Origin of the sequence: Corynebacterium diphtheriae, from assembly GCF_001457455.1 — a bacterium.
Classification (GTDB): domain Bacteria; phylum Actinomycetota; class Actinomycetes; order Mycobacteriales; family Mycobacteriaceae; genus Corynebacterium; species Corynebacterium diphtheriae.
In genome coordinates this window covers 2,176,939-2,196,596 of the sequence record NZ_LN831026.1, presented here as the reverse complement: position 1 = coordinate 2,196,596, position 19,658 = coordinate 2,176,939, and the positions used below count along the sequence as shown (strand labels likewise).

General features: G+C 57.6%; 13 protein-coding genes, 1 rRNA gene and 3 pseudogenes. 12 read left to right on the top strand and 5 right to left on the bottom strand.

The window, feature by feature from the left end; all coding sequences use genetic code 11:
- The first annotated feature begins 103 nt into the window (after positions 1–103).
- Positions 104–1,195 carry a 2,3-butanediol dehydrogenase gene (locus AT687_RS10450; RefSeq protein ID WP_014308819.1) on the top strand — a complete coding sequence of 364 codons (1,092 nt, stop codon included), beginning with the start codon at positions 104–106 and terminating at the stop codon, positions 1,193–1,195.
- 92 nt (positions 1,196–1,287) lie between these two features.
- Here the strand turns inward: AT687_RS10450 and AT687_RS10445 are convergent, their stop codons facing one another.
- The 3 genes from AT687_RS10445 to AT687_RS10435 form a co-directional block, all read right to left on the bottom strand.
- Positions 1,288–1,938: a DUF1707 SHOCT-like domain-containing protein gene (locus tag AT687_RS10445; RefSeq protein WP_014319448.1), complete on the bottom strand. Its 651-nt coding sequence runs from the start codon at positions 1,936–1,938 to the stop codon at positions 1,288–1,290.
- Positions 1,939–1,983: 45 nt separating this feature from the next.
- Positions 1,984–4,533 carry a (Fe-S)-binding protein gene (locus tag AT687_RS10440; protein WP_014319447.1) on the bottom strand — a complete coding sequence of 850 codons (2,550 nt, stop codon included), beginning with the start codon at positions 4,531–4,533 and terminating at the stop codon, positions 1,984–1,986.
- A 73-nt stretch (positions 4,534–4,606) separates the two neighbouring features.
- Positions 4,607–5,095 carry a ferredoxin--NADP reductase domain-containing protein gene (locus AT687_RS10435; RefSeq protein WP_014302465.1) on the bottom strand — a complete coding sequence of 163 codons (489 nt, stop codon included), beginning with the start codon at positions 5,093–5,095 and terminating at the stop codon, positions 4,607–4,609.
- Between the two features lie 127 nt (positions 5,096–5,222).
- On the opposite strand from AT687_RS10435, the gene AT687_RS13220 reads away from it, so the two are divergent.
- Both AT687_RS13220 and AT687_RS13425 read left to right on the top strand, forming a co-directional pair.
- A complete protein-coding gene (locus AT687_RS13220; protein WP_014319446.1) occupies positions 5,223–5,564 on the top strand; it encodes a nucleoside phosphorylase-I family protein in 342 nt (113 codons plus the stop codon).
- A pseudogene (locus AT687_RS13425) lies at positions 5,515–5,619 on the top strand (nucleosidase); the annotation flags it as partial. The gene AT687_RS13220 and the pseudogene AT687_RS13425, both read left to right, overlap by 50 nt.
- A gap of 249 nt (positions 5,620–5,868) precedes the next feature.
- On the opposite strand, the pseudogene AT687_RS12505 reads toward AT687_RS13425, so the two are convergent.
- Positions 5,869–5,964, bottom strand: a pseudogene (locus AT687_RS12505) (transposase); the annotation flags it as partial.
- Between the two features lie 232 nt (positions 5,965–6,196).
- Between AT687_RS12505 and AT687_RS10425 the strand changes: the two are divergent.
- From AT687_RS10425 to AT687_RS13205, 8 genes and pseudogenes are all read left to right on the top strand, one after another.
- Positions 6,197–7,264 carry an iron-siderophore ABC transporter substrate-binding protein gene (locus tag AT687_RS10425; RefSeq protein ID WP_014303991.1) on the top strand — a complete coding sequence of 356 codons (1,068 nt, stop codon included), beginning with the start codon at positions 6,197–6,199 and terminating at the stop codon, positions 7,262–7,264.
- 113 nt (positions 7,265–7,377) lie between these two features.
- The gene (locus AT687_RS10420) at positions 7,378–8,298 is read left to right on the top strand and encodes a FecCD family ABC transporter permease (protein WP_014319445.1); all 921 of its coding nucleotides are present in this window, start codon (positions 7,378–7,380) and stop codon (positions 8,296–8,298) included.
- Positions 8,295–9,350, top strand: a complete 1,056-nt coding sequence (locus AT687_RS10415) for a FecCD family ABC transporter permease (RefSeq protein WP_014302461.1) — start codon at positions 8,295–8,297, stop codon at positions 9,348–9,350. The genes AT687_RS10420 and AT687_RS10415 overlap by 4 nt, the downstream gene beginning before the upstream one ends.
- A gap of 51 nt (positions 9,351–9,401) precedes the next feature.
- Positions 9,402–10,211: an ABC transporter ATP-binding protein gene (locus AT687_RS10410; RefSeq protein ID WP_014319444.1), complete on the top strand. Its 810-nt coding sequence runs from the start codon at positions 9,402–9,404 to the stop codon at positions 10,209–10,211.
- 44 nt (positions 10,212–10,255) lie between these two features.
- Positions 10,256–11,293: a siderophore-interacting protein gene (locus tag AT687_RS10405; protein ID WP_014302459.1), complete on the top strand. Its 1,038-nt coding sequence runs from the start codon at positions 10,256–10,258 to the stop codon at positions 11,291–11,293.
- 266 nt (positions 11,294–11,559) lie between these two features.
- On the top strand, positions 11,560–11,802 hold the full coding sequence (locus tag AT687_RS13585) for a hypothetical protein (RefSeq protein WP_080571315.1): 243 nt from the start codon (positions 11,560–11,562) through the stop codon (positions 11,800–11,802).
- A 229-nt stretch (positions 11,803–12,031) separates the two neighbouring features.
- A pseudogene (locus tag AT687_RS13210) lies at positions 12,032–13,106 on the top strand (thiolase family protein); the annotation flags it as partial.
- Positions 13,092–13,517, top strand: a complete 426-nt coding sequence (locus AT687_RS13205) for an enoyl-CoA hydratase/isomerase family protein (RefSeq protein WP_269146889.1) — start codon at positions 13,092–13,094, stop codon at positions 13,515–13,517. The pseudogene AT687_RS13210 and the gene AT687_RS13205, both read left to right, overlap by 15 nt.
- Positions 13,518–13,627: 110 nt before the next feature.
- Here the strand turns inward: AT687_RS13205 and AT687_RS10385 are convergent, their stop codons facing one another.
- A complete protein-coding gene (locus AT687_RS10385; protein WP_014319440.1) occupies positions 13,628–17,344 on the bottom strand; it encodes a phosphoribosylformylglycinamidine synthase in 3,717 nt (1,238 codons plus the stop codon).
- Positions 17,345–18,048: 704 nt separating this feature from the next.
- On the opposite strand from AT687_RS10385, the gene AT687_RS10380 reads away from it, so the two are divergent.
- Positions 18,049–19,567: ribosomal RNA gene (locus AT687_RS10380) — 16S ribosomal RNA — on the top strand.
- The last annotated feature ends 91 nt before the right edge of the window (positions 19,568–19,658 follow it).

Here is a 19,658-nt window from a genome sequence, read left to right as displayed (position 1 = left end):
AAATGACACTATCTCAGGGACAAAAATCCCAATTTCTGGTGGTAATTTCGTGTTTAATCACGCATGCAATAGTATGCAACAGTCCGATTGAAGGAGAACTGCTATGAAAGCAGCACGGTACTACGACCAAAAAGACATCCGAATTGAAGAAATCTCCGAGCAGCCACTGCTGCCAGGCACTGCCCGCATCAAAGTAGCGTGGTGTGGCATTTGTGGCACCGACTTACACGAGTTCCTCGAAGGTCCACTGTTCGTCCCAGAACACCACCACCCGCACCCAGTTTCCGGCGAGGACTCCCCAGTGACCTTGGGGCATGAGATGTCCGGCGTGATCACAGAAGTCGCCGAGGACGTGACCGATCTAGCCGTTGGCGACCACGTAGTAGTAGAACCCTACTTGATTCACGATGATGTAGACACCTCTGAAGCCAACCCCTTCTACCATCTTTCCCGCGACATGAACTTCATTGGTCTTGCCGGTGGCGGCGGTGGCTTGAGTGAAAACATTGTGGTCAAGCGGCGCTGGATCCACAAAATCTCCCCAGACCTGCCTCTCGACGAAGCAGCCCTCATCGAACCACTGTCTGTGGGCTATCACGCAGTGGAACGTGCTGGGTTCGCCTCCGAAGAAGCAGCCAAGGGCAAGGTTGCACTCGTCGGCGGTGCTGGACCTATCGGCTTGCTCACCGCCTCAGTACTCAAGGCTTTCGGCGCCACGGTGGTGATATCGGAACTATCCCCGCTGCGTAGGAAGAAGGCACTCGATTCCGGTGCTGCCGACTACGCTCTCAACCCAGCAGAAGTGGATGTGGTTGAAGAAATTGCCAAGCTTACCGACGGCAAAGGTGCCGACGTCGCCTTCGAATGCACCTCCGTCCAAGTAGTGCTGGACACCCTCATGGATGCTGTTCGCCCAGGGGCTGTGATCGTTGTGGTGTCTATCTGGTCTAAGCGCTCCAACTTTGACATCCATAAGTTGGTGATGAAGGAGATCGACTTACGCGGCACGATTGCCTACTCCCATGCCCACCCGAACACCATCAAGCTGGTGGAATCCGGAAAGATTAACCTCAAACCGTTTATCACCGGCAAGATTGCGCTTCAAGACATCGTGGATAAAGGTTTTGACACCCTCATTAACCACAATGAAACCGCAGTCAAGATCTTGGTATCCCCATCGGGCGCAGGCCTCTAGCTGCTACGACAATGGCACAGTCCCCCCTAGGACGTTGATCCCAATCCGTCATATCAGGGGAGGCTGTGCCTTTTATATTGTTTGTTGAGCGCTTAGCGGCTCTTATCGCGGAAACGCTTGAGTGTGTCCGTTGCTAGATCCATGGCAATAGAGTTCAGTTCTGCCTGCTTGCGCTTGCGCTCCGCCTTAGCGATCGCACGTTGCTGATTCTGCGAAGCCTGCAACGCGAGGAGCTGATTTTGGTGAGCTGCAGATATCTGGCGCATGCGTTGTTTCTCCAGCTGGCGGGTACTAGGTGCATACCACTGCTTGGGGCCTACCTTTAATACGTAGAGCAAGATTGCGACGATAGGGATGAGGAACATACAAAGGCCTTCATCGGTGGCTGCAGTCGCCATGACACAAAGAATCGAGGTCAACCCCATGATCCCCGATCGAATGTTGCGGCCGCTGCGGTGTGCCTCGGACACTTCTGCTGCGGAATAGACAGCCATCGTGCCGGTTGTCGACGGCGCCTGCGCGCTGTTGGCGGGGAGGTCGTCGAAAAGCTCGGATAGCTCCGACATCATGGTGGCATTAGTGACTACGTCGAGTCGCTGCTCGTAGGTGGCTAGGTCGAGGCGGCCGGCGGCGAAGTGCTCGCCGAGGTCGTCCATTGCTTGTCGACGCTCCGCGTCACCGATGCGATAGTCAGGCTGGTAGGGATCAAACATGCACTCCAAAATACCAGCCCGCGCCCCCATGTAGTATCAGGGAACACCCTGAAATAGTGGGGGGCTAGACCTTTGCTACTGCTGTGGCGGTTGCGCTTGTGGTGGCTGCGCCATTGGGGGTTGTGGTGCCGGTGGAATTGCCGCAGGCGGCACAGCTACAGGTGGGGCCGCAGCTGGCGGAACCGCAGCTGGTGGCACTGGTGTCGGTGGAACTGGGGTGGGTGGCGCGGCAACCGGGGGAGTTGCCACTGGTGGAACCGCTACCGGAGGTACTGCCGCAGGAGGTATTGCTGCTGGTGGAACCGCTACCGGAGGTACTGCCGCAGGAGGTATTGCTGCTGGTGGTACTGCTGCGCCCGGAGCTGGAGTGCTAGGTGGCACCGGTGTTGCTGGGGCAGCAGGGACCGCAGGCATGGCCGGGACCGCTGGCGCTGCAGGTGCCACTGGTTTGGGCGCAGCTTGCTGAGTCTCAGGAGTTGTTGCACGTGCAGATCGGATGGGGAGATCCAGGAAGGCGCGTTCGCGAGGGGCGGGCAAGGTGCCGTCGGTGCTGATGGCGTCGCGAAGCATGGTGGCCACATCGCGGACGATGGGCGTATTTTCGGTAACGGCTTTGACACCGTTGGTCATCATGGTGTTGCAGAAGGGGCAGCCCACGGCGATTTCGGTTGCGCCGGTGGCTACTGCTTCTGCAGCTCGGTTTTCGTTAATACGGGTGCCGAGTTTTTCTTCCATGAACATGCGGGCACCGCCAGCGCCACAGCAGAAGCCTTCGTTGCGGTTACGGTCCATTTCCACGAGTTCCATTCCGGTAACACCCAGAAGTTCGCGTGGTGGGTCGAAGATTTTGTTGTGTCGGCCGAGGAAGCACGGATCGTGGTAGGTGATCGGTGCGCGGTCTTCTGGTCGGCGCGGGACGGGGGTAAGCAGGCCTTCGCGGACCAGACGGTTCAGTAGCTGGGTGTGGTGGAAGACGTCGTAGTGTCCGTCGAAGTCGGGGTATTCGTTGCGTAGGGTGTTAAAGCAGTGCGGGCAGGTGGTGATGATTTTGCGCTGACCTTGGGGGACACCGTCAAAAACATCATCCAGGGTGGAGATATTTTCTGTGGCCAGCATTTGGAAGAGGAACTCGTTACCCGCGCGGCGAGCTGGGTCGCCGGTGCAGGTTTCACCTTTGGAAAGCACTGCGAATTTCACTCCGGCGGTGTGCAGCAGCTCGACGACGGCACGTGTGGTGCGGCGGCCGTCGTCATCAAAAGCGCCAGCACAACCAACCCAGAACAGGTATTCCGTGTCCTCAAAGTCCGTGATGTCTTCGCCAAAGACCGGTACTTCGATTCCGTCGCGACGCGCCTCGTCGATCCACGTGGCGCGCTCTTGGGAGTTGCGCCCCCACGGATTGCCCTTGACCTCCAAGTTTTTAAACATTCCGCCTAGCTCAGAGGGGAAGTTCGACTCGGCGAGCACTTGGAAACGACGCATGTTCGACACATGATCGATGTGTTCGATGTCGACGGGGCACTGTTCAACGCAGGCACCACAGTTGGTGCACGACCACAACACATCATCGCTGATCACACCGCTATTTCCTGCTAATGCGAGCACATCAACGGAGTCATGGGAGGAATCAAAATACTCAATGGCTGCATCGCGAAGATCCGTGACCAGCATTTTGGGGCTCAGAGGCTTTTCAGTGTTCCATGCTGGGCACTGTTCTTGGCAGCGACCACATTCGGTACAGGTGGAAACGTCGAGAAGCATTTTCCAAGGAGCGTCTTCGATAGTGCCTACGCCAAGCATGGAATCGTCGTCAGCCGTGTCCAACGTGAGCACCTCGCCGTCGGAATACAACGGCTGTAACTTGCCCAACGCCTGCGAACCATCAGGATTGCGGCGGAAGAAAATATTGAAAAACGCCAAAAAGCGGTGCCATGCCACACCCCACGACAAATTATGGGCCACAACCACCAGCCAGATCATGCCGCTGAGCAGCTTCACCAGCGCAAACATGCTCACCAGTGTGGGGCTTGCCGGAAGCGCCAACGCAATAAAACGGGTCACACAATCAGCCCACGCCGACGCATGCCCATAAGTTGCGATCTTGCCCGCCTTGACCAAGAGCATTCCCAAGCCCTCGACAAACACCACTGCCTCGACGAAATAAGCTGCCGTGGCGTTGGAACCATAGAACCGCGCAAGGCGATCGCGCATGCCCGTATTCAGGCGAACCGCGAACAAAAACAGCACGCCGAGGACCGTGCCGAGCGCCAAAATCTCCTCGACAAAGTGATACACCGACCAATGTGAGAGCAGCGGCCACCCAGAATCGGGGCGGAAGGTTTGGATGTAAGCCTCAAACCAGACGATAGAGCCGAAGAGGAAACCGAGCATGACAAACCAGTGCGCAACCGCAATAGCGGGTTTGCGTCGGAGCTCGGTATGGAAAAATACCTCGACGAACGTTTGCCATGCGCGCCTGCCAAGTTGCTGCGTGCGGCCGGGGGAGGGCTGTCCCTGGGCTACGAACTTATACAGGTGCGCCGCCGCGCGGATGAAGTAGAACCACGCGGGCGCGGACAAGACGATCCCAAGGAAACCCAGCACTGTGGTGATGGTCAGTGGCATAGCGAGTGATCACGGTCCTTTGAGGAAGTCAGTACAACTGTCGTTTCTAACCTTAAAGGGTGGCCATGACATTTCAGAAGCACACGGGTGCGCCGTGGGCAGTTGCTAGGGCTTGTTGCCAGTCGGCGAGGCTGCGACCTGTGGGAAGGTGCAGGCTGTGGCGCCATTCAGTGTGGACGATGGATCGCTTCCGCAGGATGCCAGGCAGATCGACGGCGGGTTGCGGCAAGGCGGTGAGCGCGGCGGCTACTTGTGCTTGGATTGCCAGATCGGTCGTGGCAGGGGTGATCACAGCTGCGTAGCGGGAGCTGAGTTCAGTGGCGCTGATGTCGGCGTCAACTGTGACACCACCGATGACTTTGGTGGTTGATCCTGTAATTGATTGCAGGGGGTGCGCGATTGTTGTTTGGGCGTAGGGGCTGATTCCTATTGGTGCCGGGGCGGGGTCGATGATGTCGACGTGGATGTTGCGGTGGTTGTTGTGGCAGCGCATGAGCAGATCAGCGGTGTATAGTCCGGCGGCGTTTGCGCCGATGACAGCGATGTGGAGTGGTGTAGCCATCGAGGTACCCTTTCTGCTCATATTTCGTTTATAGACTGAACTGTCTACCAAATCTATACCTATAGGTACCGATCTGTCTAGTGATTTATTCGCACCTCATCCACCAAGGGGCGCCACAACAAGAAGAATGGATATACGCAACGGCCACCCCCTCATCGTGATCGCCGCCCCCGAAAAAGCAGGCGGCATGACCGCCAGCATTCCCACCTTGATCACCGGCATTGGAACGCTCAACGCCGCCATCACCCTGAGCAGGGCGCTTGCCGACGCCCACTCCCGTGGCCACCGCCCCACCCGCATTATCAATGCCGGTACCGCCGGTAGCCTGATTCCCAGCTGCTCCGGAATCTTCGAGATCGACCACGTGATCAAACACGACTTTGATCATGAAACGCTCACCGCGATTACCGGTCGCCCTTTTGCTAACCGCATTGACCTCTTTGCCCACAGCGGGGCTTGCTGCTGGTGATACCTTTATTTCTGACACCGCCACCCGCGATCGCCTAGCCCAGCAGGCCCAACTATGCGATATGGAAGGGTATGCCGTTGTAAAAGTGGCGCGGGAATTCGGGATCCCCGTCACCTTAAACCTGACTTTCACAACCATGACTTGGCTGGGATTGGCTGGTGTTGGTGGGTGTGCCACCCCCGCTCACCCCCGAAAAGACGGCACTTCACACCAAATCTGCCCAAACGGCCGGTTTGGAAACGATTTGGTGTGAAGTTCGGAGAAAAATTCTTCGAAATGCCCCCGTTTGGTGGCTCTTCCGGTTTTAGAGTGCATTGATTTTGTGTCGGATGTTGGCGGCGTGGATCAGGCACCGCAAGATGTAGTGGTCAAGGTTGTGGAAGCCTAGGGCGATGCCACGCCCGAACCCCAGCGAGCTAATCAGTGCATTCTAAAACCGGAAGAGCCGGTTAACTGGGGCATTCGCGGGCAAAACGGTGCAGACCTGGGACTGAGCTACAAGGTGGATGTGTAGAACTCCCCAGCAACGCATCAAAGTTACTTTCCCCCAAAGACATTTTTAGGTTAGCCAAACCTTTGTTGGTGTATATTTAGTTTTTCTTAGTATGGACTGACACTACAAAGGGACCTAAATGAACAAAACCTTCAAGACGCTGACACTCGCACTCGCCACCGGGTCCATCGCGCTCACTCTGGCAGCCTGCGGAAACACTGACTCTGCTACCGAAAAGAACGCAAACAGCGTCAGCGCCTCGGACTCTAACGCGCAGTTCCCCATCACTATCAAGCACGCTTTCGGAGAAACCACGATTAAGGACGCCCCTCAGCGCATCGCTTCCGTCGGCTGGGCGAACCACGAAGTCCCACTTGCACTGGGGCAAGTGCCCGTCGGCATGAGCAAAGCCACCTTTGGCGATGACAACGACAACGGTATCCTCCCGTGGGTCGAAGACAAGCTGAAGGAGCTTGGCGCAGACTCCGGCGATAAGAAGCCAGTGCTCTTCGACGAAACCGACGGCATCCCATTCGAGCAGGTCGCGGACACAAAACCGGACATTATTCTGGCTACTTACTCCGGCATCTCGCAGGAGGACTACGACACGCTTTCCAAGATCGCGCCAGTCATTGCCTACCCGGACATGGCGTGGGGTACATCGTTGGAAGACATGATCACGATTAGCGCCAAAGCCCTCGGCAAGGCCGAAGAAGGCAAGAAGCTAACAGAGGATCTTGACACCAAGATTGCCGATAACCTCGATAAATACCCGAACCTCAAGGGTAAGAAAGCGCTCTTTACCTCCTTCGGCGGCAGCTCCGACCCATCCAAGATTGGCTTCTATTCCGTCAAGGATCCGCGCATGGGATTCCTCGTGAGCCACGGTCTGACCGCGCCGAAGATCGTCGAGGAACAGTCCAAGACTGCCGAGAAGTTCTGGGTTGAAGTCTCCACCGAGAAGCCAGAAGAGTTCGACGATGTCGATGTCATCATCTCCTACTCCTCCGGCAACAAAGCCGAGGATGAGAAGAAGGTCAAGGACATGCAGGCAGACCCGCTTTTGTCCAAGATCCCGGCCGTGAAAAACGGCAACATTGCCTTCCTGGAAAATGGTCCGCTGGGAGCTGCCGCGAACCCCTCACCGCTGTCCATTCCGTGGGCAATCGACCGTTACTTCGCGACGCTTAACGACGGACTGAAGTAGCAGTGACAACCAGAGTCCATACAACGCCGAACAAGCCGAAGCCCAACAGCGCCAAGTCAACTGTATTTGTTGTACTTTTGGCACTTGTGCTGGTGGCAGTGGTGTTGTCGGTCATGTTCGGCGTTCGCAGCATTACACCGGCCGAAGCTCTATCGGCGCTCGGTGGTGCTACCGACACCGCCGGTGAAGCTGCAGCGTGGACTCGTATTCCACGCACGCTACTGGCGCTCTGCGCGGGTGCGGCACTCGCTACCTCAGGCACCGCTTTCCAGGCTGTGACACGAAATCCACTGGCAGACCCTGGAATCTTCGGTGTTCTTGCGGGCGCGTCTCTTGCAGTGGTCATCAGCCTTACGTTCTTTAACGTCAGTCGCACGCTTCCGATCATGCTTATTGCGTCGGCGGGCGCTTTCGCTGCTGCGGTGTTTGTCTACAGCGTTGGCTCGATTGGTCGCGGCGGCGCCACACCGCTCAAGCTCGCGCTTTCCGGTGCTGCCACGGCTGCCGCTTTGTCCAGCTTGACCAGCGCCATCCTGTTGCCCCGAGCCAATGTCATGGACGAGTTCCGCAATTGGCAGATTGGTTCCGTTAGCGGTGCGCAGTGGGAATCGCTCGCGGTGGCGCTGCCGCTGCTTGGGCTCGGCTTCGCCATAGTGTTTCTCACCAGCAGTGGCCTTAACGCCCTGTCCCTCGGCGATGATGTCGCCACCAGCTTGGGCATTAACCTCACTCGCACGCGGATCTTGGTCACGTTCGGCGCAGTCTTGCTTTGCGGAACCGCCACGGCCGTCACCGGCCCGATTGCCTTCGTCGGGCTAATCGTCCCGCACGTCCTGCGCCTACTGCTCGGCACGGACCACCGCATCCTAATCCCAGCAAGTGCGCTGGCAGGCGCCGTATTGCTGACACTCGCAGACACCGCAGGACGCCTCCTTGAAGGCTCCTCCGAGATCGCCGTCGGCATTATCATGCCGTTCCTCGGCGCGCCACTGTTCATCTGGATTGTGCGACAGACAAGGATGCGCGAACTATGACACACCTCGCCACAGAAACCGACTCGCGAAGCCGAGTAACCAAGCTCGCAGCCATCATCAAGAAGCAGCGGGGCCGCGCCAGGGTTCGCTTTGCGCTCACGTTAGCTGTGCTGACCATCAGTACGATCGTATTGTGGCTTGCCAGCCTCATGTTCGGGGACTCGTTCTATTCGCTTGCCGACGTCACCAGCGTCATCCTCGGCGATACCGTCCCCGGCGCATCTTTCACGGTGGGTGAATTGCGCCTGCCACGCGCGACGATTGCTATCGTGGCTGGATTCGCATTTGGTGTCTCGGGAATCATCTTCCAAACGATGCTGCGAAACCAGCTGGCCTCACCGGACATTATTGGCATTTCTGCTGGTGCCGCCGCTGCAGGTGCCACCATGATTGTGATATTTCACGCGTCGCAGGCGATCGTGTCGACGGTGGCGCTGGTGGCGTCGTTAAGCGTGGCGGGCCTGACCTACATGCTGGCGCTGAAGTCTGGATTCACGGGCACGCGCCTGATTCTGACAGGCATCGGCATTGCAGCGATGCTGCAGGCATGGACTACATACGTATTATCTAAGGCTTCCGCGTGGGATCTACCGACGGCTACGCGCTGGCTGACCGGATCGCTAAACAATATGTCGTGGGAACGCGGGTTTCCACTGGTCATTACTGTTTTGGTAGTGGTGGCGCTGCTGCTGGTTGGCGCGCATAGGCTGTCGATTCTAGAGCTTGGCGACGACATCGCGACCTCACTCGGTCTCCGGGTAAACCTGCTGCGCGGAGCTCTGATTGTCGGTGCGGTCATGCTCATCGCCGTTGCGACAGCCGCGACCGGTCCAATCTCGTTTGTCGCATTCATGGCGGGGCCGATCGCGATGCGAGTGTTCTCCCCCGGCGCGAATCTTATTGTGCCCTCGGGACTGATCGGCGCGTTCTTGGTGCTTGCTGCAGATTTAGCTGGACAGTATCTCGTCGGCACGCGATATCCGGTGGGCGTTATTACTGGCGCGCTCGGTGCGCCGTTTCTGGTCTATCTGCTCATTAAAACCTCGCGCTAGCTGTGCAATGTGTTGCTGTCACTACTACCTCGAACCAAGGAGTTACTCACTTTGTCCGCTCAACTCACTTCCCGTTCTCTTTCTTCTGGGTATGGGGTAGATCCCATTGTGAAAGATGTAACCCTATCGTTTGAGTCCGGCAAGATTACGTCGATTGTCGGGCCGAATGGTTGCGGCAAGTCTACGTTTCTGCGGACCCTGGCGAGGTTGATTCGGCCTACAGCCGGTTCCGTTGAGCTGAATGGCAAGCCGCTGGGAGCCTATTCTTCGCGCGAGTTGGCAAAGCGGCTCGGGCTACTTCCGCAGACACCGGTTGAGCCCGATGGAATCACCGTCGCTGACCTGGTAGGGCGAGGCCGCACGCCTTACCAGGGAATTTTGGGTAGGTGGACTGCGTCCGACTACGACATCGTCGCCGAAGCGATGGCGTCCACCCAGGTGGCGGAATTGGCAGATCGGAGCATCGAAGAGCTTTCCGGCGGCCAGCGGCAGCGCGTATGGATTGCGATGGCGCTCGCGCAGCAGACCGACGTATTGCTCCTCGACGAACCGACCACCTACCTCGACTTGAAACACCAGTTAGAAGTCCTGGATTTACTGACCGACCTCAATCAACGTCGTGGCACCACCATCATCATGGTGCTGCACGACCTGAATTTGGCCGCCCGCTACTCCGACAACCTCGTAGCTATGCGCGATGGTCGCTTGCATTCGGTGGGCAGGCCCGTCGACGTGCTCACGCAAGACCTCACCCGCGAGGCGTTTGACCTCGAATCGCTCGTTATTACCGATCCTGTGTCAGGGCTGCCGACGGTGACTCCCATCGGCCGTCATCACACGCAACTAGTCCATGAGATTTAAGCAGCTCAACAGACGTAAGTAACTCACTAGATTAAGGAACTTCTATGGCACATCGTCCGCATCGCGTTCGCGTCGCTCGTGCGCAGCAGATTTCCCCGCATTTCCAGCGAGTCACGCTTCACGGCGTCGAGAATGTCGGCCCAAAGGACATCATTCGTGATGTCCGTATCAAGGTCATCATCCCGACTAGTGGACAGCTGCCTGACTTGCCCGAAGAGAATTGGTTCACTACCTGGAAGGACCTCGATCCGGAGACGCGTGGGCACGCCCGCACCTATTCAATCCGCGCTTTCCGACGCAACCTGCCCAACAACGCGCCCGATGAACTCGACATTGACTTTGTCCTACACCCTGATGCCGCTGGGCCAGCGTCGACATGGGCCACGAATGCCGAGGTCGGTGATGAACTACTTATCATCGCGCCACCGCGCGACGACGATTCTGGCGGTGGCATCGAGTTCGTGCCTGATGCTAGCAGTCGTGTCGTGATGCTCGGCGATGAGACTGCCCTTCCTGCGATTGCGAAGACGTTGGAGGAATGGCCGGAGGACGTGCGCGGGGATGTGTTTATTGAGATTCCGTGCTTGGACGACGCACAAGAATTGGAAGTGCCACCTGGGGTTACAGTGCAGTGGCTAGCGAGAGAGGTCGACGAGGCCGATAGACAGCTGTCCGAGAGTTTGCGACGTAAAGCGGCCGCCAATGGCGACGGCGACGGACGCGGAGCTTCGGGAGAACTGTTGTACACCAGTCTGGAGAAATTTGTCCGTAATGAGTTGCAGGTAGATTCACAAGAGCCGCTGTCAGATGTTGGGGCGGAGCAGATGGCCGAGGATGCTGCGTCGGCAAGCGAATACGATCCGAGCCTTATGGTGTGGGAGACGCCGAGCTTCTCACGGGCGGGTGAGGCGCTGGACACAAGCCACAGCGAGAGTCCCTTTAAGGGCACCTACTTTTGGATTGCGGGTGAGTCGTCGGCAGTGATTCGGATGCGGCGATTGCTGGTGAAGGAACACCAGGTTCCGAGGAAGCAGGTGTCCTTCATGGGATATTGGAAGCGGGGCCAAGCGGCGAAGGGGTAGCAAACCTTCGGGTGGGAACTAGATATCACCAGCCAGCAGACTAATCACCGTGTGAAAGCTCTGCAGGAAGACAGCCTTATCGGATTGAACGCAGAAATGTTTTGGAGGTGGCTAATGTATAGAGCAATGCCTGAATCGTGGATTATGACCTGACAGACATCAATCTTGAAGGAAGCGTGTGCCGAGGATGTTCGTTTCGGGGTTCCATGCTGGCCTAGGCCAACCTAAAGTCGGCAGATTTTACCGGCGCAGATTTTACACACGCGATTCTCAGCGAGTCCGATTTTCGTGGAGCGTTGTTAATGCACGCTGACTTAACAGGCGCAGTTCTTGATCCCGATGCGTCTTCAGGCGTAAGTAGCACCACCGTTAGTCAATACTTCTTGGCGAAAGGTGAAGGGAGTCGGCCAACCTCAATGCTGGTACCACGAGTCGAATCGCGTGCCGAATGGCTGCACAGTGTGGACCAACTAGGGCTGAAAAGGCGAGCAACGTTGCACAAGGGTTAGAAATACGCATCCCCACGCCCGCCCCAAGCAAGCACACCGCATCCCAAATACTTATGTAATTACCCTCGGTTTCCTGCGTTCCCGCAGTTCAAAGACGCCCTAAAAGTCATTTTCGCCCCATTACCCTATAAATCAACCCCGCCAATTCGCCGCTCGTTATAGAGTGACACACAACGTATCAAGAGTGATATGCAACACTCTCCGTTGAATTTGTGAGGTAAGAACACACATGACCTCCGTCACCATCCAGCTAGGCGGCGAAGCCTTCATTTACGAGGCAATTCGTACCCCGCGCGGCAAGGGCAAGAAAGACGGCTCTCTCCATGAGGTCCGTCCGGTTTCACTGCTCGTCGGGCTTATCGACGAAATCCGTAACCGTTTTCCCGGTCTAGACGAGGAGCGCATTAGCGGCCTCATCGTTGTGTCTCCCCAGTTGGCGACCAGGGCGCAGACATCGTGTGAACCGCAGCTTTGACCGCTCGCCGCCTTACCACACCGGCGGCGTGCAGATTAACCGTTTCTGCGCCGCCGGCCTATCCGCCATCAACCTAGCAGATCAAAAGGTCCGCTCTGGCATGGACGAACTTGTTCTCGCCGGCGGCGTGGAGTCCATGTCCCGCGTACCAATGATGTCCGATGGCGGTGCTCTCCCATGCTCGCGCAGCTAAGGCTTGGTCGGAGGGCAGCTTCGACCGCTCCGTCGTTCCAGTTAAGGACGCCAACGGCCTGACCATCCTCGACCGCGATGAAACCTCCGCGAAGGTGTCTCCGCCGAGTCGCTGGCCGGCCTGCGCGCTGTCTTCACCATGATGGGTGAGCAGGGCAGCTTCGACGCTGTTGCACTGAAGAAATACCCACAGCTTGAGACCATCAACCACGTCCACCACGCCGGTAATTCTTCCGGCATTGTCGACGGCGCTGCCCTGACTCTCATCGGTTCCGAGAAGGCAGGCGCGGATATGGGACTGATCCCACGCGCACGCATCGTCGTCACCGCCGTCAACGGTGTCGAGCCAGCTGTTCGCGAAGCACTCGCGAAAGCAAACCTGACTGTCGATGACATTGATGTCTGGGAGATTAACGAGGCTTTCGCAGCCGTCGTGAAGCATGCACAGCAGAACCTGGGCATTGACTACGAAAAGCTCAACATCAAAGGTGGCGCTATGGCAATGGGCCACCCACTGGGTGCGACCGGCGCGATGATCACCGGCGCTGCTATCGACGAACTGCACCGCATCAGCGGACGCTACGGCCTTATCTCGCTGTGCGTCGCTGGCGGGGAATCCGGTATCACGGGCATTATCATCACCCCCGCGAAAAAGACCTTCTTCGCAGGTGGCGACATCAAGCAGATGTCCAAGGCCACCGAGGCCGACGCGGAAGCCATGTTCACCATGGTTGAGCACATGAAGGAGTCCCTCCGCTTGGAGAAACTACCGGTTCCAATCGTGGCAGTCATCAACGGTGCAGCTCTCGGCGGCGGTCTCGAGGTCGCTCTCGCAGCTAACCACCGCATTGCCGCCGATGCCCGCGGCTCCAAGATCGGCCTGCCAGAGGTCACCCTCGCCCTTTTGCCAGGCGGCGGCGGTGTCTCCCGCGTCGTTCGCATGATTGGTATTCAGAATGCACTGATGCAGGTCATCCTCACCGGCGCACAGATGAATCCGCAGCCGCCAAGTGGCACGACGCCGCACGTGGCCGGGCCGCCGCACTAGGGGAATGCGTAGCCCAGATTGTGGGCCTGAGCTAGTAAAATCGGTCCGGCGAGTTGGGTAGCACCACCACAATGGTGCCAAACTCGCCGGACCGATGAATATCGACGGCGCTAGCGTTGACTCTTACGGCAGTAGTTCACCGCGTTAGCGAAGATGTCTTGGACCTCCATACCAGGAATGTTGCGCATGAGGCCGTCGCGGAAGCGCTCGGGGTGACCCATCTTGCCAAGGATGCGACCATCTGGGGAGATGATGCCCTCGATGGCGTAGTTGGATCCGTTGGGGTTCGCAGGTGCTTCCATGGTGGGGGTGCCGTCGGCATCCACATACTGGAATGCTACCTGACCTGCGCTAAACAGTGCTTGGGCTTCCGTTTCGGATACCACGAAGCGGCCTTCGCCGTGAGAAACCGGCATGAGGTGCTGCTGGCCTGGGGTGAAGGTGCTCAGCCATGGGGAGGCTACGGAGCTGACGCGAGTGGTGGCGATGCGTGAGACGTGTCGCAGTTGGCGGTTGTGTGCCAAGGTTGGGGATTCTGCGGTCATCTTGGCAGGGTCGCCGTATGGGAGGAATCCGCTCTTGACCAGTGCTTGGAAGCCGTTGCAGATTCCGAGGACGAGGCCGTCGCGAGCCACGAAGTCCTTGACCGCTGCGGCTACGGCGTCGGAGCGTAGGAAGGCTGCCATGAATTTCGCGGAGCCGTCTGGTTCGTCGCCGAGGGAGAATCCGCCGGAGAATGCCAGGATGTTGGCGGATTGCAGCTTGGTGATGAATGCTTCTGTGTCAGCAGCCAGCATCTCCGAGTTGAGGTTTCGGATGATGTGGAATTCGGTGGTGGCACCTGCTGCTTCGAAGGCCTCTGCCATGTCGTATTCGGAGTTAGTACCTGGGAATACTGGCAGCAACACGTGTACGGCTTTGTCACCGGCGGAGGCGTTGGCTTCTTCAGAATCCGAGTCTGCCGTGGGTAGGGCGGTTGCAAAATCTGGGAGGGCCTCTACGTCTGCGGTGGTTACGTTGAGGGGGTAGACCTCGCGGTAGTCGCGCTCTAGGGTGTCGAGTGCTTGGGCGATGGTGAAGGTTTCTTCGCCGAAGGCGATCTCGCCGGATGGGTTGGTGTGACCGATGAGTTGGGCGTCGGCAAGCTCGACTGCGGTGCCGGCTGGGACCGCGAATACGAGGCCGCCGAGGGCTGCGTTGGTGGTGGCGCTACCTTGGAATCCGAGTTCGTTGCCGAGCAGCATGTTCACGATGGTGGCGCCGAGCCCACTTGGGATGATGGGGGAGGCTGCCGAGAGGGTGCCGGTGGCGGCGAGCTCATGGAAGGCGTCGAAGTTGGCGCGGAGTTGCTCGTAGTTGGCTTCGCCGGTTTCCAGCGGGGTGTGGGCGAGGTGGTAGACGTCGAATTCGCCGCTTGGGATGGCGGCGCTGAGGGTGCGTCGTGCGTCCATGGTGGCGACTGCGAAGGTGACCAGCGTTGCGGGAACGTGCAGGTCATCGCCGTAGGTGCCGCTCATGGAGTCCTTGCCGCCGATGGCAGCTACTTCGAAGGCGTCTTGTGCTTCAAGAAGGCCCAGGAGTGCCTGGGTTACTTCGCCCCAGAGTTCGGGTTTTTGGTCGAGGCGCTGGAAGTATTCTTGGACGGACAGCCATGCGCCGCGTGCGTTGGCACCGGTGGCGACGAGTCGGCTGAGTGCTTCGACGACGGAGTAGGAGCCCATGAGGTAGGGGGAGACGTCGGCGAGCTCTGGGCTGAATCCGTAGGTCATGACCGATGCGGTGTGGGATCCGCCTGGTACTGGGAAGGTTTGTACGGATGCGAGTTCGTCGGTTTTTTGGGTGCGGCCGCCGTATGGCATGAGTACGGTGGAGCGTCCGACGGTGGCGTCGAATTGTTCGACCATGCCTTCTTGGGAGCCGTGGCGGGTCAAGGATTCGAGGATGGTTGCTGGCTGAGCAGGCTTTTCGACGTCTCCTGCATCGCGCATTTCTACGCTCTGGGAGCGTGCTGCGCCGTTGGTTTCGAGGAATTCGCGGGAGAGGTCGAGGACTAGGTCCTTGCCGAGGAACATGCGTAGGCGTCCGCTGTCGGTGACGGTGGCGAGCTCTACTGCCTCGATGTTTTCGGTTGCGGCTGCTTCAATGAAGGCGGCTACGTCTTCTGGGCGCACGACGACTGCCATGCGTTCCTGGGACTCGGAGATGGCGATTTCGCGGGCGTTGAGGCCGGCGTATTTCAGTGGTACGCGATCGAGGTGGATGTCGATGCTGTCGGTGAGTTCGCCGACTGCGACGGACACGCCACCTGCGCCGAAGTCATTGCAGCGCACGATCATTTGGGCGATTTCTGGTCGGCGGAACAGGCGTTGGATCTTGCGTTCGTTGACGGGGTTGCCCTTTTGGACTTCTGCACCCGAGCGTGCCAAGGATTCTTCGTCGTGTGCTTTGGAGGAGCCGGTGGCTCCGCCCACGCCGTCGCGTCCGGTGCGGCCACCGAGGATGATCACTACGTCGCCTGGTTGAGGCTCTAGGCGCTTGACGTTTTCTTGTGGTGCGGCTGCCACAACGGCGCCGAGTTCCATGTGCTTGGCGACGTAACCTGGGTGAATCAGTTCGCGGACGCTGGTGGTTGCCAGACCGATCTGGTTGCCGTAGCTGGAGTAGCCGTGGGTTGCGCGGGCACTGATGTCTGCCTGCGGGAGTTTGCCGTCGATCGTTTCGGTGCGTGGGGTGTTGATGTCACCGGCGCCGGAGATGCGCATTGCTTGGTAAACCCAGGAGCGACCGGATAGTGGGTCGCGGATTGCGCCACCGAGGCAGGTGGATGCGCCACCGAATGGTTCGATTTCGGTGGGGTGGTTGTGGGTTTCGTTTTTGAACATCAGCAGCCAAGGCTTGTCACCTTCTGGGGTGTCCACGTCAACGTATACGGAGCAGGCGTTGATTTCTTCGCTGACTTCTTGATCGGTCATGGTTCCGTTGCGACGCAGCTCACGGCCCATGATGGTGCCCAAGTCCATGAGGGTGCGTGGCTTATGGGCGCGACCGTTGGCTTCGCGGAGTTCGTCGTAACGCTTCAGTGCGCGGTCGAGCTGTGCACCGTAACGACTGCTGGAGTTGGTGATCTCCCTCAGCTCGGTGTTAAAGGTGGTGTGGCGGCAGTGATCGGACCAGTAGGTGTCCAGTGCTGCCAGTTCCACCTCGGTGGGGGTGCGGCCTTCGGTGCGGAAGTATTCTTGAATAAGCTTCAGGTCCGCCAAGCTCATGGCCATGCCTTCGCTGGCCAGCAATGCGCTCAAGCCAGCGTCGTCGAGCTCAAGGAAATCTGGGTATTGCTTGAGTGGGGCGATGTTACCCATGGATGGTGCGCGCAGTACATCGAGGTTTTTCTCGCCTGCTTCGACGGGGTTGATCAGGTAGTCGCGGATGTTGGCGAATGCCTCTTCGGTTAGGTCGCTGAAGATATAAAGCTCGCCGGAGGTTACACGTGCGTTGGTGTGGGGGTTGAGCAGTCGTAGTGCTTGTTCGGCTGCGTCGGCGCGCTGGTCGTATTGGCCAGGTAGTGGTTCGACCGCGAGATGAGCTGGTGCTTGTTCGACGATGGTGTCGAGCTCAGCTGTAGTAAGTACGGTGTCCACCTTGGGGTCGCTGACTACGGAGTTTGTTAGGGCGGTGATGTCTGCTTCGGTGGCGTCGAAGACGTCGTAGACATTGATGATCTGGACGTCGGTGAGGGGGGCGCCTTCTAAGTTGTTGAGGGAACGCAGTAGCGCGCGCTCCTCGTCGCGGAAGTTGGGTGAGCGGCGAATGGCAAGACGCGCGTCCATAACGATGGTGCACCTTTCAGTAGGGGTTCCTCGAATGCCTTTATAGAACTACGCAAAAGTCTAAGTTACGGCCGCAATAAACCCAGCGCCTGTTATAACCAGTACAGTTTTCGCGGGATTGCCCGCTTATCGACGTATCCCGCAGGGTGTTTTCCTTTCTTCAATGTTAAAAACCTGTTGTGACCTGTGGGTTTGTGTCAACAGGTCGTGGTGTGTACATTTAATCAAGTCGCCGCGACCGACACCGCCCCTCACATAAGTGAGAGCAGGTAGTGGGAAAACACGCTGGTCGACAAAAATACACGTAATTCTTCACCGAGCATCATTGTTTCATGGTGGTGTGTGGTGGTGTGATTGTGTTGTTTGAGAACTCAATAGTGTGCCAATGTACTTGTGGTTCCCATCCTTATTGTGGGTGGGGATCGGTATAGGAATAAAGATACATGCAATGATGATGAACGTGATGTTGTCATACGGCCGGCAAGTGTGCCATGGCTTGTAAATAACATGATGGTTGTTGTGAATTGTTGTGTTGGTGGTCATTGTTATTTTTCCCCGTCAAGGGATGATGGCCACGTTTTTGATAGAGCAAATCATTAATTTTTTATTTTGCCAGTTGCAAACAATTGTGTGTTGTTTGTGGTGGTTTTTAGCCAGTTGGTTGGACTCGTTCCAGCTTGAAGGGTTGGTCTTTTGACTGATTTTTTATGGAGAGTTTGATCCTGGCTCAGGACGAACGCTGGCGGCGTGCTTAACACATGCAAGTCGAACGGAAAGGCCTAGCTTGCTAGGTACTCGAGTGGCGAACGGGTGAGTAACACGTGGGTGATCTGCCTCGTACTTCGGGATAAGCCTGGGAAACTGGGTCTAATACTGGATAGGACCATGCTTTAGTGTGTGTGGTGGAAAGTTTTTCGGTACGAGATGAGCCCGCGGCCTATCAGCTTGTTGGTGGGGTAATGGCCTACCAAGGCGTCGACGGGTAGCCGGCCTGAGAGGGTGGACGGCCACATTGGGACTGAGATACGGCCCAGACTCCTACGGGAGGCAGCAGTGGGGAATATTGCACAATGGGCGCAAGCCTGATGCAGCGACGCCGCGTGGGGGATGACGGCCTTCGGGTTGTAAACCTCTTTCGCTAGGGACGAAGCTTTTGTGACGGTACCTAGATAAGAAGCACCGGCTAACTACGTGCCAGCAGCCGCGGTAATACGTAGGGTGCGAGCGTTGTCCGGAATTACTGGGCGTAAAGAGCTCGTAGGTGGTTTGTCGCGTCGTCTGTGAAATTCCGGGGCTTAACTTCGGGCGTGCAGGCGATACGGGCATAACTTGAGTGCTGTAGGGGAGACTGGAATTCCTGGTGTAGCGGTGGAATGCGCAGATATCAGGAGGAACACCGATGGCGAAGGCAGGTCTCTGGGCAGTAACTGACGCTGAGGAGCGAAAGCATGGGGAGCGAACAGGATTAGATACCCTGGTAGTCCATGCCGTAAACGGTGGGCGCTAGGTGTGAGGGTCTTCCACGACTTTCGTGCCGTAGCTAACGCATTAAGCGCCCCGCCTGGGGAGTACGGCCGCAAGGCTAAAACTCAAAGGAATTGACGGGGGCCCGCACAAGCGGCGGAGCATGTGGATTAATTCGATGCAACGCGAAGAACCTTACCTGGGCTTGACATATGCAGGATCGGCGTAGTGATACGTTTTCCCTTGTGGTCTGTATACAGGTGGTGCATGGTTGTCGTCAGCTCGTGTCGTGAGATGTTGGGTTAAGTCCCGCAACGAGCGCAACCCTTGTCTTATGTTGCCAGCACGTGATGGTGGGGACTCATGAGAGACTGCCGGGGTTAACTCGGAGGAAGGTGGGGATGACGTCAAATCATCATGCCCCTTATGTCCAGGGCTTCACACATGCTACAATGGTCGGTACAACGCGCTGCGAGCCTGTGAGGGTGAGCGAATCGCTGAAAGCCGGCCTCAGTTCGGATTGGGGTCTGCAACTCGACCCCATGAAGTCGGAGTCGCTAGTAATCGCAGATCAGCAACGCTGCGGTGAATACGTTCCCGGGCCTTGTACACACCGCCCGTCACGTCATGAAAGTTGGTAACACCCGAAGCCAGTGGCCTAACCCTTGTGGGGGGGAGCTGTCGAAGGTGGGATCGGCGATTGGGACGAAGTCGTAACAAGGTAGCCGTACCGGAAGGTGCGGCTGGATCACCTCCTTTCTAAGGAGTTTTTATTGTTGGGTGACAGTTGTTGCCTGTTTTGTTTTTTGTATCCGGGTGGATGCGTGTGACCCATGATGGTTTTTTCTCA